Source organism: Streptomyces sp. NPDC058279 (assembly GCF_042881255.1).
In the GTDB taxonomy this organism is placed as follows: Bacteria; Actinomycetota; Actinomycetes; order Streptomycetales; family Streptomycetaceae; genus Streptomyces.
Genome location: NZ_JBHVYA010000002.1, coordinates 247,217 through 260,569, shown reverse-complemented (window position 1 = coordinate 260,569; position 13,353 = coordinate 247,217). Strand labels below are relative to the sequence as shown.

The 13,353-nt window shown below is 73.2% G+C and carries 7 protein-coding genes and 1 pseudogene; 3 read left to right on the top strand and 5 right to left on the bottom strand.

The genetic code is table 11. The features are described 5' to 3' along the window. Positions 1–100: 100 nt before the first annotated feature. Together ACFVXJ_RS05900 and ACFVXJ_RS05895 are read right to left on the bottom strand one after the other, a co-directional pair. Positions 101–733 (bottom strand): TMEM175 family protein, encoded by a 633-nt coding sequence (locus tag ACFVXJ_RS05900; RefSeq protein ID WP_389659253.1) that lies wholly within the window; start codon positions 731–733, stop codon positions 101–103. A gap of 84 nt (positions 734–817) precedes the next feature. Continuing rightward, positions 818–2,908, bottom strand: coding sequence for a PIG-L family deacetylase (locus ACFVXJ_RS05895; RefSeq protein WP_389659250.1), 2,091 nt, complete (start codon positions 2,906–2,908; stop codon positions 818–820). A 619-nt stretch (positions 2,909–3,527) separates the two neighbouring features. On the opposite strand from ACFVXJ_RS05895, the gene ACFVXJ_RS05890 reads away from it, so the two are divergent. Beyond that, complete coding sequence (locus ACFVXJ_RS05890; protein ID WP_389659247.1) at positions 3,528–6,515, top strand: bifunctional [glutamine synthetase] adenylyltransferase/[glutamine synthetase]-adenylyl-L-tyrosine phosphorylase; 2,988 nt, start codon at positions 3,528–3,530, stop codon at positions 6,513–6,515. A gap of 72 nt (positions 6,516–6,587) precedes the next feature. After that, positions 6,588–8,127 (top strand): annotated as a pseudogene (locus tag ACFVXJ_RS05885) (amidohydrolase); the annotation flags it as partial. A 76-nt stretch (positions 8,128–8,203) separates the two neighbouring features. On the opposite strand, the gene ACFVXJ_RS05880 reads toward ACFVXJ_RS05885, so the two are convergent. The 3 genes from ACFVXJ_RS05880 to ACFVXJ_RS05870 form a co-directional block, all read right to left on the bottom strand. Further along, entirely contained in the window at positions 8,204–9,091 is an 888-nt protein-coding gene (locus tag ACFVXJ_RS05880; RefSeq protein WP_389659244.1) for a phosphatase PAP2 family protein, read from the bottom strand. Between the two features lie 94 nt (positions 9,092–9,185). Next, positions 9,186–10,217 carry a LacI family DNA-binding transcriptional regulator gene (locus ACFVXJ_RS05875; protein WP_389659241.1) on the bottom strand — a complete coding sequence of 344 codons (1,032 nt, stop codon included), beginning with the start codon at positions 10,215–10,217 and terminating at the stop codon, positions 9,186–9,188. 25 nt (positions 10,218–10,242) lie between these two features. Then, on the bottom strand, positions 10,243–11,850 hold the full coding sequence (locus ACFVXJ_RS05870; RefSeq protein ID WP_389659238.1) for a glycoside hydrolase family 13 protein: 1,608 nt from the start codon (positions 11,848–11,850) through the stop codon (positions 10,243–10,245). A 221-nt stretch (positions 11,851–12,071) separates the two neighbouring features. Here ACFVXJ_RS05870 and ACFVXJ_RS05865 point away from each other — a divergent pair, with 221 nt between their 5' ends. Continuing rightward, positions 12,072–13,346 (top strand): extracellular solute-binding protein, encoded by a 1,275-nt coding sequence (locus ACFVXJ_RS05865; RefSeq protein WP_389659235.1) that lies wholly within the window; start codon positions 12,072–12,074, stop codon positions 13,344–13,346. Positions 13,347–13,353: the final 7 nt, after the last annotated feature.

Here is a 13,353-nt window from a genome sequence, read left to right as displayed (position 1 = left end):
ACACCCGTGGTTCCCCCGAATGGCGCTGCACACCGCGGTCGGACGCCTCGACCGCCCGAGCCTCGGCCGCCCCGGAACCGGCACCGCCGCGCGCTGTCGCTCAGACGGCGGCGCGCAGGCGCTTGCCCCGCCGGCCCAGCACCACCTTCACCGGCACCAGTACCGCCCACCACCACTCGGCGCCCGCGGGCGAGACGAAGGCGAGCGGCACGGCGGCGGCGAAGACCAGCACCATCGAGGCCAGGTCGAGCACATCGTTGCGCGCCACGTGATCGGGGATGGCCTTGCTGCTCAGCCACGGGCGCTTCCAGAGCACCAGCGTCAGGGAGAGCTGTGCGGCCCCGATGGCCGCGACGGCGCCGGAGTAGACGGCCACCGACTGCGGCTGCTCCCCGTACTCGGCCAGCAGGGTGGTGGGGAAGGGCATCAGGGCGATGAGCCCCAGGTTCAGCAGCCCGAGCTTGACGACCGTTCCGTCCACCTCCCGCACGTGCTGGAAGACCTGATGGTGGCCGCGCCAGAACGCCGCGATGACCACGAAGCTGAGGGCGTACGCCCACAGGTTGGGCATCAGCTCCCCCAGCGCGTGCTCGAAGCCGGCCGGGGCCAGCCCGGTGGGCAGGGTGATGTCCAGTGCCAGCAGTGTCATGGCGATGGCGAAGACGCCGTCCGACAGCGCGAGCACCCGGGCCGCGCTCCCCTCCTCGTCCCGCGCCCGCCGGTAACCGTTCACCGCGCCACCATAGGGCCGGGCATCCCGGAAGGCCCTGATATCGACGTGCGTCGCGCCGACTTCGACGGTCCGCGGCGGGCCGGGTCAGGCGCGCGGCGTCAGCGGGAAGAGCGCCGGGTGCCAGGTGGGGTGGGGGGCGCCGGTGGGCGGGGCCGTGGTGGTGTGCAGCGCGGCGTCGAGGCCGAGGACCGCCGTCGTCGTGGCGCCCGTGTGGTCGAGGGTGGCGGACGGGGCGCCGGTGTAGAGCATGGCGGACTCCGTCCAGGCCGGCGGGCCGCCGACCGAGGTGGTGCTGACGGTGCCGGTGTCGGCGCGGCCCGCCACGAGGCGGCCCGCGACGCCGACCGCGCCGTAGCCGGCCCGGCCGCCCGACTCGGTGATGGGCGAGACCTCCGGCTTGCCGGGACCGGCCGTGACCAGGGCGCTGCGGACCACGCCCGAGTCGGGGCGGCGGAAGTAGAGCCGCACGCCGGGGCCCTCGGGGGCCGCGGTGATGGGCACCGTGGTGGCGGGGAGGTTCGTCTGGAAGGGCCCCTGGAGCGGGGCGTCCGGGGCGGCCTGGGTCCAGGCGAGCACGGAGGTGCTGGTGGTCGCGTAGACGTGGCGGCGGCCTGCGGCGTCCACCGCCGAGACCGGGTCGCTCTGCAGGTCCGCGCCGCCCAGGTGCTGCCATTCGCCGAAGGCGCCGGAGGGCTGCTGGGCGGCGGCGCGCAGGGTGCGGTGGGAGTCGCGCAGGTAGACCGTCAGCCGGCCGTCCGGGCCGACGACCGCCGTCGGGGCGCTGATCGCCGAGGTGCCGGTCTCGTCCGCCGCCTCGGGGGTGCCGAGCGACTGCCAGGTGCCGAAGGGGCCGCCCGGTGTCGACTGGGTGAGGGTGACGACCTCGCGGCGGTAGTCCTTGCCCCGCTCGCCGAAGGCGGTGCGGGTCGCGACGACCGTGATCCGGCCGTCGGGGAGGCGGGTGGCGAAGACGCCGGGGTCGATGCCCTCGCCGGGCAGGAGTGCCGGGCCGGTCCAGAGGCCGGTGGCTTCGCGGGTCCAGAGCGCCAGCCGGCCGTCCAGTACCGCGAAGGCGTAGAGCCGGCCGAGGGTGCCCTCGGTCAGCCAGGAGGTGTTGTCGGCGCGGGCGTAGCGCAGGGACTGGGCCCAGTTGCGGCCGGTGGGGCTGCCGGCCACCTTACGGTCGCCACAGCCGGCGACGCTGCCGCAGTAGTTCTCGTGGTCGAGCCAGGCGTAGGTCTTGAGGTAGCCGATCTTCGTCTCGGCCGTCTGCGGGTCCAGCGCGTGCGGGAGGCTTCCGGTGTGGTACCCGAGGTAGTTCTGGACCGAGAAGTGGGGGCGGTCGCTGATCTGGCGGGCGTAGGCGGCGTACCCGGCCTGGACGAAGCGTGCGCCGTACATGTGGTCCTGGTGGTCGGTGTACTTGCCGGTCAGCAACTCCCGGCCGGGGGTCGGGTCCTGCATCCGTATCGTCGTCGGACGGTACTTCGTCAGGACCCCGGCTATGACCTGGACCACCTGGTCCTTGGTGTACGTGAACGGCTGCGTGACGGGGCTGCCCGAGGCGAGCTGGGCCTCCAGGGCGGGTATCTCGCCGTTCCACAGGCCGCGCAGGCTCTCGGGGGTCTCCGCGGTGGTGGTGCGGGCCTCGCGGAGCTGGAGCCAGACCAGGTTGATCTGGGGGTGGGCGACGAGGACGTCCACCTCGGCGTGGCCGCCGCCGACGGTGGGTATGACCGTGCGCTGCCACGGGCTCGTGCGGTCCCCGGTCACCATCTGGGCGTACGCGCAGCGGATGCCGTTCTGCCGGGCCTCCGCGTAGTGCGCGCGGTCGGCGGGCTGCTCGGGGTCCTTGGCGGCGCCGCCCGCCGCCTCGTTGCGGCCGTCGGCCTCCCCGGAGGTGAGGTAGACGGTGGTGAGCGGGATACCCGCCGTCAGGGAGCGGCTGAGGTCCGGGTTCATGAAGAAGAGGTCGTCGTCCGGGTGCGCCACGACCTGGACCACCGACCCGGCCGTGGTGCTGGCGGGTAGGACGGGCGCGGCGGGGTGCTTGTCCTGGCTGGCCTCGGCCGAGGTCTGCTCTCCCGAGGCGATGGCGAGCACGCCGGTGGTACCGACCGTCAGGACGGGCAGCAGGGCGGCGGCCAGCAGAAGGCGGCGGCGGGTCATCGGCATGGTCACGCCTTGGGGTCGTTCCGAGCGGGAAGAACCGCGAAGCGGTCACTCAAAGAGAGGTCAATCCGGGCGACTTGGTTCATCGATGTCGCCGATGACTCGTGCTTTCCGAAAAACGACCGGATGTGATTGTGCCTTGCGCGAGTTCGATCGAGGCAATGGCCCACCATGCGGACGCCTTTGTCCCGCCCCGTGAGCCAACTTTCGCTGCGATATAAGGTGTTGAGTCCTCTATAAGTGTTTTGTGCGTTTTAGGTGAATTTCTACGTTTCTGAGCCCGCCGCGCCCGATCCCCGGCCGCCCCCGCCCCGCCCTCGCCACGGGCACGTTCGCGCCGGTCAACGCGTTGGCGGGCGCCCCCACCAGCGGCGGCGGTTGGCCGGCCCACCCCCCGGCGAGACCGCCCCGCCGGCGCCCACCCGGCCCGCGCTGTGACGTTGTTCACGTCGGCCGCCCGCCACGAGCCGACGTGGCCCGCGCCCCCGCTCCGCCCGCCCCCCGTCCGCCCGCCGCGTGGCGCCTCCCCGCGCCCCGGTGAGCCGCGCGCCCGCTCCGGCTAGGCTCGGCCCCAGGCACGGCCGGGCCACCCCCGGCAGCGACGCACGCGGGAGGCGGCGGGATGACAATCCCGGGACGCAGGAGCAGCACCTTCATCCGGCTGCTGCGGAGCGGGTTCACCGACCCCTCCGCCGCCGCCCGCCTGCTGGAGAGCCCGGTGCTGGCCTCCGTACGGACCGACCCCGTGCTCCTCGACGCGCTCGGCGCCACCGCCGACCCCGACCTCGCCCTCCTCGGCCTCGTCCGGCTCGCCGAGGCGCAGCGACCCGACGAGCTGCCCGTGCTCCTCGACACCCTGCTCAGCGCCAAACCGCTGCGCGACCGACTGCTCGGCGTGCTCGGCGCCTCGGAAGCCCTCGCCGACCACCTCGCCCGCCACCCCCGCGACTGGCACGCCCTCGTCACCTACGAAGCCGCCGACCTCCACCCCGGCCTCGCCGACTTCGAACGCGGCCTCGCCGACGCCCACGACCCCGTCACCCTGCGCATCGCCTACCGCCGCTGCCTGCTGTCCATCGCGGCCCGCGACGTCTGCGGCACCATCGACCTCGCCGAGACCGCCGCCGAACTCGCCGACCTCGCCACCGCCACCCTCCGCGCGGCGCTGCGCATCGCGAGCGCCGCCGCCCCCGAGGACGCGGCCCGCTGCCGCCTCGCCGTCATCGCCATGGGCAAGTGCGGCGGCAACGAACTCAACTACGTCTCCGACGTGGACGTCATCTTCGTCGGCGACGCGACCAAGGGGACCGACGAGGGTCAGGCCGTCCAGGCCGCCACCCGCCTCGCCTCCCACCTCATGCGGATCTGCTCCGAGACCACCGTCGAGGGGACCATCTGGCCCGTCGACGCCAACCTGCGCCCCGAGGGCCGCAACGGCCCGCTGGTGCGCACCCTCGCCTCCCACCTCGCCTACTACCAGCGCTGGGCGAAGACCTGGGAGTTCCAGGCCCTGCTCAAGGCGCGCGCCGTCGCCGGCGACCCCGAACTCGGCGCCCAGTACATCGAGGCCATAACTCCGCTCGTGTGGCAGGCCGCCGAACGCGAGAACTTCGTCGCCGACGTCCAGAAGATGCGCCGCCGCGTCATCGACAACATCCCCGCCGCCCAGGTCGACCGCGAACTCAAGCTCGGCCCCGGCGGGCTGCGCGACGTCGAGTTCGCCGTCCAACTGCTCCAGCTCGTACACGGCCGCAGCGACGCCACCCTCCACTCCGGCACCACCCTCGACGCCCTGCACGCCCTCGCCGCCGGCGGGTACGTCGGCCGCGCCGACGCCGCCCAGCTGCACGACGCGTACCGCTTCCTGCGCGTCATGGAACACCGCATCCAGCTCTACCGGCTGCGCCGCACCCACCTCGTCCCCGAGGACGAGAACGACCTGCGCCGCCTCGGCCGGTCCATGGGCCTGCGCACCGAACCCGTCGCCGAACTCAACAAGGCCTGGCGCCGGCACGCCTCCGTCGTCCGCCGCCTGCACGAGAAGCTGTTCTACCGGCCGTTGCTCGACGCCGTCGCCCAGCTCACCCCCGGCGAGACCCGGCTCTCCCCGCGCGCCGCCGGCCAGCGCCTCGAAGCCCTCGGCTACGCCGACCCGGCCGGCGCCCTGCGCCACCTCGAAGCCCTCGCCTCCGGGGTCAGCCGCAAGGCCGCCATCCAGCGCACCCTGCTGCCCGTGATGCTCGGCTGGTTCGCCGACTCCGCCGATCCCGACGCCGGGCTCCTCAACTTCCGCAAGGTCTCCGACGCCCTCGGCCGCACCCCCTGGTACCTGCGACTGCTGCGCGACGAGGGCGCCGCCGCCGAGAACCTCGCCCGCGTCCTGTCCGCCGGGCGCCTGGCCCCCGACCTGCTGATGCGCGCACCCGAGGCGGTCGCGCTGCTCGGCGACCCCGAGGGCCTCCAACCCCGTACGAGCGAGGCGCTCGAACAGGAGGTGCTGGCCGCCGTAGGACGCGCCGAGGACCCCGAGACCGCCGTCGCCGCGGCCCGCGGGGTCCGCCGCCGGGAGCTGTTCCGTACCGCCGCCGCCGACATCATCGCCTCCTACGGCACGGAGGACAGCCCCGCCGAAACCGACCCCGGCGCGCTGGTCGACCGGGTCGGCCGGGCCGTCTCCGATCTCACCGCAGCCACCATCGGCGGCGCCCTGCGCGCCGCCGTACGGGCCCAGTGGGGCGACACGCTGCCCACCCGCTTCGCGGTCATCGGCGTCGGCCGCTTCGGCGGCCGCGAGCTCGGCTACGGCTCCGACGCCGACGTCCTGTTCGTCCACGAAGCCCGCGAGGGCGTCGACGAGCAGGAGGCCGCGAAGGCCGCCCAGGCCGTGATCGCCGAGATGCGCAGGCTGCTCCAGCTGCCCACCGCCGACCCGCCACTGCTCATCGACGCCGACCTGCGGCCCGAAGGACGCTCGGGCCCGCTGGTGCGCACCCTGGCCTCCTACGCCGCGTACTACCGCCGCTGGTCCCTGACCTGGGAGAGCCAGGCGCTGCTGCGCGCCGAACCGGTCGCCGGCGACCCGGAACTCGGGGCCCGCTTCATCGAGTTGATCGACCCGCTGCGCTACCCCACGGAGGGCCTCGGCGAGACGGCGGTCCGCGAGATCCGCCGGCTCAAGGCCCGCATGGAGACGGAACGGATGCCGCGCGGCGCCGACCCCACCCTGCACACCAAACTCGGCCGCGGCGGCCTCAGCGACGTCGAGTGGACCGTCCAACTGACCCAGATGCGCCACGCCTGGAACGAGCCGGGGCTGCGCACCACCCGAACCCGCGAGGCGCTGGCCGCGGCGCACGCGGCGGGTCTCATCCCGACGGAGGAGGCGCAGATCCTGGACGAGGCCTGGGTGCTGGCCACCCGCGTCCGCAACGCCGTCATGCTGGTCCGCGGCCGCGCGGGGGACACCTTCCCCTCCGAGCCGCGCGAACTGGCGGCCGTGGGCCGCTACCTCGGCTACGCGGAGGGCACGGTCGGCGACATGCTCGACGACTACCGCCGCACCACGCGCCGGGCGCGGGCGGTCGTGGACGACCTGTTCTACGGCGCGTAGCGCGCGACCCGGGGCCCGGCCGGTGGGCGTCAGGGCTCCAGCAGGCCGCGCGCGTACGTCAGGAACGCCGTCCGCGTCCGCACCCTCGACCCGACCCGCCCCGAAGCCCGCGCGGTAGCCGTCCGCGCCGGCGAGATCCTCGCGGTCGGCGAGGAGAGCGACGTACGCGACTGGCGCGGCCCCGGCACCGAACTGGTCGACCTCGGCGGGGCCACCCTCACCCCCGGCCTCACCGATGCCCACAGCCACCCCGTCCGGGGCATCGAGATGGCCACCGGAACCGACCTCTCCGCCGTCCGGGACCTCGCCGGCCTGCGCGCCGGCCTGCGCGCCGCCGAGCCCGGCCCCGGCGGCCGGGTCACCGGCCACGGCCTCGACCACAACGCCTTCGGCGGCCGGCCCGTCGACCGGGAGCTGATCGAGGACGTCCTGGCCGGCGCTCCCGCCTTCCTGCGCCTCTACGACGGCCAGTCCGCCCTCGCGAGCGGCGCCGCCCTGCACGCCGCCGGGATCACCGGGCCGCGCCGCTTCGACCAGCGCTCCGAGATCGTCTGTGACCACGCCGGCCGCCCCACCGGGCACCTCGTCGAGCACGCGGCGATGGAACTGGTGTCCGCCCTCGCACCCAAACCCGCCACCGCCGAGCGCCGGGCCCGGCTGCCGGCCCTGCTCGCGGACATGGCCGCCACCGGACTCACCGGCGCCCACGTCATGGACCTCGGCGACGGCGACGTCCCCGACCTGCCGGCCGCCGTGGAGGAGGACTCCGACCTGCCCGTGCGGCTGCGCCTGGCTCCCTGGTGCATGCCCGGCGCCGACGGCGCCGACCCGGCCGCCCTGATCGCGCGCCGGCGCAGGTCCGGCCGGCACTGGCGGGTCGGGGGCGTCAAGTTCTTCATGGACGGCACCGTCGAGGGAGGCACCGCCTGGCTGGAACACCGACTGCCACGGCCAGGGCACCGACGCCTTCTGGCCGGACCCCGAGGCGTACGCCCGCGCCGTACGCATCCTCGACACGTCCGGGGTGGGCACCGCCACCCACGCCATCGGCGACGCCGCCGTCCGGCACGTCCTCGACACCGTGGCCACCCTGGGGCCGCAGGCCCGGATGCGGCACCGGATCGAACACATCGAGACCGTCCCCGACGACCAACTGCCGCGGTTCGCCCGGTTCGGGGTGATCGCCTCGATGCAGCCCCCGCACACCGCGTACACCCGCGCCGACCACACCGACGAGTGGTCCAAGCGCCTCGGTGAGGACCGGGCCCGCCGGGCCTGGCGCTGCCGCGACCTGCGGGACGCCGGCGCCGTGCTCGCGCTCGGCTCGGACTGGCCCATCGCCCACCACGACGCCCGCCGGGTCCTGGCCACCTCCCGCAGCCCGCTCGGCGCGGCCACGGCAGGACGCGCCCTGACCGGGCTGATGGCCCTGGAGGGCATGACCTCGCACGCCGCACTGGCGGCCGGGGAACAGCGGCTGGGAGGCAGGATCGCCGCCGGGTACCGGGCGGACCTGACGGCCTTCGCACTCGACCCCGTACGGTGCCCGCCGGACGAGCTCGCAGAGGCCCCGATCCGCCTCGCGATGTCGGGCGGCCGGATCACGTGCCGGGAAGGGGCGGCCTGGCGGCGCCGCAGGGCCGCACGCCCAGGACCGCACGCCCAGGGCCGTACGCCAGGGCCTGCGCCTAGCGGCGGAAGCGGCTCACGAGCGCGGCCGTCACCGGGTGCGGGTCCGTGGCCCGGGGGCGGCGCGGCAGGCGGTGGGGGAGCGAGCCGTACCAGAGGCCCGAGACGGTGTAGCCGAACGCCAGGCAGAGCATGCCGCCCGCCGCGTCCAGCCAGAAGTGGTTCGCGGTGGACACGATGACCACCAGGGTCGCCGCCGGGTACAGCAGCCCCAGGATCCGGGCCCACGGCGCCGACGCGACCGCGAAGAGCGTCAACCCGCACCAGAGCGACCACCCTATGTGCATGGACGGCATCGCCGCGTACTGGTTCGACATGTGCTTGAGGTTCCCCGAGGCCATCGAACCCCACGTGTGGTGGACGAGCACCGTGTCGACGAAGTGCTGCCCGTTCATCAGCCGGGGCGGCGCCAACGGGTAGAAGAAGTAGCCGAGCAGCGCCACGCCCGTCGTCGCGAACAGGACGAAACGGGTGGCCGCGTAACGCCCGGGATGGAAGCGGTAGATCCAGACCAGCACGCCGATCGTCACGACGAAGTGCAGCGTGGCGTAGTAGTAGTTCATGCCCACGATCAGCCACGTCACCGAATTGACCGCGTGGTTGACGCTGTGCTCCACGGCGATGCCGAGCATGTGCTCGGTGCGCCAGATCCAGTCGGCGTTCGCCAACGCGGCCGTCTTCTGCTCCGGCACGGCGTTGCGGATCAGCGAGTAGGTCCAATAGCTGATCGCGATGAGCAGGACCTCGAACCAGATCCGCGGGCGACGCGGCATCCGCAGACGGGCGAGGAGCGTGCCCCGGGAGCCCGGGCGGGTCTCCTGCTCGGTCACGAGGGGTGACGAGACGTCCGTCCGGGTTTCCAGTGTCTTCACGCTCGCTTCACCCATGGGGAAAGAGTCTGCCAGATGGCTTCCTGCCCACGATCATCCCTCGGGACGGTCTCGGGCGCAGCCGCTCAGCCCTGGGGAGTACGCCGGACCCTTAGGTGGCCCGCCGCTGCCCGGGCCCGGAAGCCGTCGATCCGCGCACCACCAGCTCCGGCAGGAACACGAACTCGCTGTGCGGAGCCGGCGTCCCGCCGATCTCCTCCAGCAGCGTGCGCACCGCCGCCTGCCCCATGGCCTGCACCGGCTGCCGGATGGTGGTCAGCGGCGGATCGGTGAACGCTATGAGCGGGGAGTCGTCGAAGCCGACCACCGACACGTCCTGCGGCACCCGCAGCCCCTGCTGGCGGGCCGCGCGGATCGCGCCGAGCGCCATCATGTCGCTCGCGCAGACGATCGCCGTGCAGCCGCGCGAGATCAACGCGGACGCGGCGGCCTGTCCGCCCTCCAACGAGTACAGGGAGTGCTGGACCAGTTCCTCCGTCTCGGCCCGGCCCAGACCGAGCCGCTCCTGCATGCCGAGCCGGAACCCCTCGATCTTGCGCAGCACGGGCACGAACCGCTTCGGTCCGACCGCCAGGCCGATCCGGGTGTGCCCGAGGGCGCTCAGGTGCGTCACCGCGAGCTGCATCGCCGCCCGGTCGTCCGGGGACACGAACGGCGCCCGCACCTTGTCGGAGAAACCGTTGATCAGTACGAAGGGGACGCCCTGGCCGCGCAGTTGGTCATAGCGGCCCATGTCGGCCGTGGTATCCGCGTGCAACCCCGAGACGAAGATGATCCCGGAGACCCCGCGGTCGACCAGCATCTCCGTCAGCTCGTCCTCGGTGGACCCGCCGGGCGTCTGCGTCGCCAGCACCGGGGTGTACCCCTGCCGCGTCAGCGCCTGCCCGATGACCTGGGCGAGCGCCGGGAAGATGGGGTTGTCCAACTCCGGGGTTATCAGGCCGACCAGGCCCGCGCTGCGCTGACGCAGCCGTACGGGCCGCTCGTAGCCGAGCACGTCGAGCGCGGCCAGCACGGACTCGCGGGTGCCCGCGGCCACACCGGGCTTGCCGTTGAGCACGCGGCTGACTGTGGCTTCGCTGACCCCCGCCTGGGCTGCGATGTCGGCTAGCCGTGCGGTCACGGCACTGGACTGTACCGGTCGCACGTCACAATGCCCACCACGTGCACGACTCCGGCGGCAACAGCACCGTGCGCCCGTCCGTCTCCACCGGCGCGCTCGACAGGACGGGCCGCCCGGGCGCCGGCAGTTCGAGCGGGGTCGGCCGGCTGTTGAGGGTGCAGGCGAAGCCCGGCCGGGTGAACAGGAGCACCCCCTCGGGCGCCGGCAGCCAGGTCAGCCCGCCGGCGTCCGGCGAGCCCAGCCCCGGCAGCGCGCGGCGCAACTCCAGGGCGGCCCGGTACAGCTCCAGCGTCGAATGCGGGTCACCCGTCTGCGCGGCGACGCTCAGCCCCGCCCACTCGGCCGGCTGCGGCAGCCAGCTGCCGCCGTCCCCGAAACCGTACGGGGGCTCCTGGCCGGACCAGGGCAACGGGATGCGGCAGCCGTCGCGCAGCCCCTCCTGCCCGGCGGAGCGGAGGAACGCCGGGTCCTGGCGCACGGCGTCCGGCAGGTCCACCACCTCCGGCAGGCCGAGTTCCTCGCCCTGGTACACGTACGCCGACCCGGGCAGGGCCAGCATCAGCAGCGCGGCGGCCCGCGCCCGGGCCAGGCTGCCGTAGCGGGTGCGGTGCCGCACGACGTCGTGGTTGGACAGCACCCACGTCGTCGGCGCCCCCACGGAGGCGGTGGCGGCCAGGGACTCGTCGATGACGGTCCGCATCGCCGCCGCGTCCCATGGACAGTTCAGGAACCGGAAGTTGAAAGCCTGGTGCAGTTCGTCGGGCCGTACGTACAGGGCCAGCCGCTCCGAGGTCGGCGCCCACGCCTCCGCGACCCCGATCCGCGCGCCCTCGTAGGAATCGAGCAGCCGTCGCCACGAGCGGTGGATCTCGTGCACCCCGTCCTGGTCGAAGAACGGCAGCGGCTGGGTGCCGATCAGCGTCGCCTGCGCGCCGTGCCCGATGTCGGGCAGGCCCGCGGCCTTGACCATGCCGTGCGCCACGTCGACCCGGAAGCCGTCCACGCCGACGTCGAGCCAGAACCGCAGGACCGAGGCGAACTCCTCGGCGACCTCGGGGTGGTCCCAGTTGAGGTCGGGCTGCTCGGGCGCGAACAGGTGCAGGTACCACTGCCCGTCCGCGACCCGGGTCCAGGCCGGGCCGCCGAAGACGGACTCCCAGTCGTTGGGCGGCAGCGCCCCGCCCGCCCCGCGCCCGGGCCGGAAGTGGTAGCGGGCGCGCGCCGCGGGATCGGCGAGGGCCTCGCGGAACCAGGGGTGCCGGTCCGAGGTGTGGTTCGGCACCACGTCCACGATGACCCGCAGCCCGAGGTCGTGCGCGGCCCGTACGAGGTCGTCGGCGTCGGAGAGGTCACCGAACAGGGGGTCGACGGCGCGGTAGTCGGCGACGTCGTAGCCGCCGTCCGCCTGGGGGGAGACGTAGAAGGGCGTGAGCCAGACGGCGTCGACCCCGAGCCAGGCCAGATGCGGCAGCCGCTCGCGCACGCCGCGCAGGTCGCCCACGCCGTCGCCGTCACTGTCGGCGAAGGACCGTACGTACACCTGATAGATGACGGCATCGCGCCACCAGCCGCCGTTCACGGTCCCGTCGCTGGAAGCGCTTGCAAGCCGGGACGCGGTCAGCTCATGGGTCATATCGGGGTCAACGCGAGCACCCGGCCCCTGGTTGCGGGCCTGAGCAGGCGAAGGTGGGCCGAACCAACAGCAAGCCGCGGCAACCGTACGGACACACGGATGTAACGATCACCAGCACTTGCAGAAAATTGCCGCAAGGTCTTTCGGTCGGCTTTCAGTCTTGTTACGTTCCTGGCAACTCGGGACCGCGAGGCGCGGCCGGGATCATCGAAGGAGTTCATATGCGGCGTGGCATAGCGGCCACCGCGCTGGTCGCGACCCTGGCACTCGCGGCGACGGCGTGCGGCGGTGACACCAAGGACAGCGGCGGCGACAGCCAGTCCGGCGGCGAACTCTCCGGGACCGTCACGTGGTGGGACACCTCCAACGACGCGGAGAAGGCCAGCTTCCAGAAGATCGCCGAGGCGTTCACCGCGAAGCACCCGAAGGTCACCGTCAAGTACGTCAACGTGCCCTACGGCGACGCCCAGAACAAGGTCAAGAACGCCTTCAGCAGCGGCTCCGAGGCCCCCGACGTGATCCGCGCCGACGTCGGCTGGGTCGCCGACTTCGCCTCGCTCGGCTACCTCGACGAGGTCCCCGCCGACACGGTGAAGAAGGTCGACGCCGAGTTCCTGCCGCAGGCCGCCGCCAGTGGCAAGTACGAGGGCAAGACGTACGCCGTGCCCCAGGTCATCGACACCCTCGGCCTCTTCTACAACAAGAAGATGCTCGCCGACGCCGGCGTCCAGCCCCCCAAGACGCTGGAGGAGGTCAAGACCGCCGCCGCCGCCATCAAGGCGAAGACCGGCAAGGCCGGCCTGTACCTGCGCGGCGACGACTCCTACTGGTTCCTGCCGCTGATCTACGGCGAGGGCGGCGACCTCGTCGACGCGAAGACCAAGACGGTCACGGTCGACAACCCGGCGGGCGTCAAGGCATTCAAGACGGCCCGTGACCTGGTCACCTCCGGCGCGGCGATCACCAACGCCACCGACGGCTGGACCAACATGCAGACCGCCTTCAAGTCGGGCGAAGCCGCCATGATGATCAACGGTCCGTGGGCCGTCGCCGACACCTACGCGGGCGACCAGTTCAAGGACAAGGCCAACCTCGGCGTCGCGCCCGTCCCGGCCGGCTCCGTCAAGGCCGGCTCCCCGCAGGGCGGTCACGACCTCGCCGTCTACGCCGGGTCCAAGAACCGCTCCGCGGCCCACGCCTTCGTCGAGTACATGACCTCCCAGGAGGTGCAGGTCCAGTCCGCCAAGGAACTGAGCCTGCTGCCGACCCGCACGGCCGCGTACGAGCAGCCGGACGTCAAGTCCAGCGAGATGGTCCAGTTCTTCAAGCCGGCCGTGGACAAGGCCGTCGAGCGCGCCTGGATCCCGGAGAACGGCTCGCTCTTCGAGCCCCTCAAGGTCGAGTACACCAAGGCCATCACCGGCGCGGCGTCCCCCGAGGACGCGGCGAAGGCGGCCGGCGTCGAGTTCCGCAAGATCCTCAAGGGCTGGAAGTAGACAAGAA

Coding starts and splice junctions, on each gene's coding strand:
- ACFVXJ_RS05895 (WP_389659250.1), bottom strand. CDS start 2,908: ATGCCGATGACCCGCCGCCGCCTTCTGCTGGCCGCCGCCCTGCTGCCC.
- ACFVXJ_RS05890 (WP_389659247.1), top strand. CDS start 3,528: ATGACAATCCCGGGACGCAGGAGCAGCACCTTCATCCGGCTGCTGCGG.
- ACFVXJ_RS05880 (WP_389659244.1), bottom strand. CDS start 9,091: ATGGGTGAAGCGAGCGTGAAGACACTGGAAACCCGGACGGACGTCTCG.
- ACFVXJ_RS05870 (WP_389659238.1), bottom strand. CDS start 11,850: ATGACCCATGAGCTGACCGCGTCCCGGCTTGCAAGCGCTTCCAGCGAC.
- ACFVXJ_RS05865 (WP_389659235.1), top strand. CDS start 12,072: ATGCGGCGTGGCATAGCGGCCACCGCGCTGGTCGCGACCCTGGCACTC.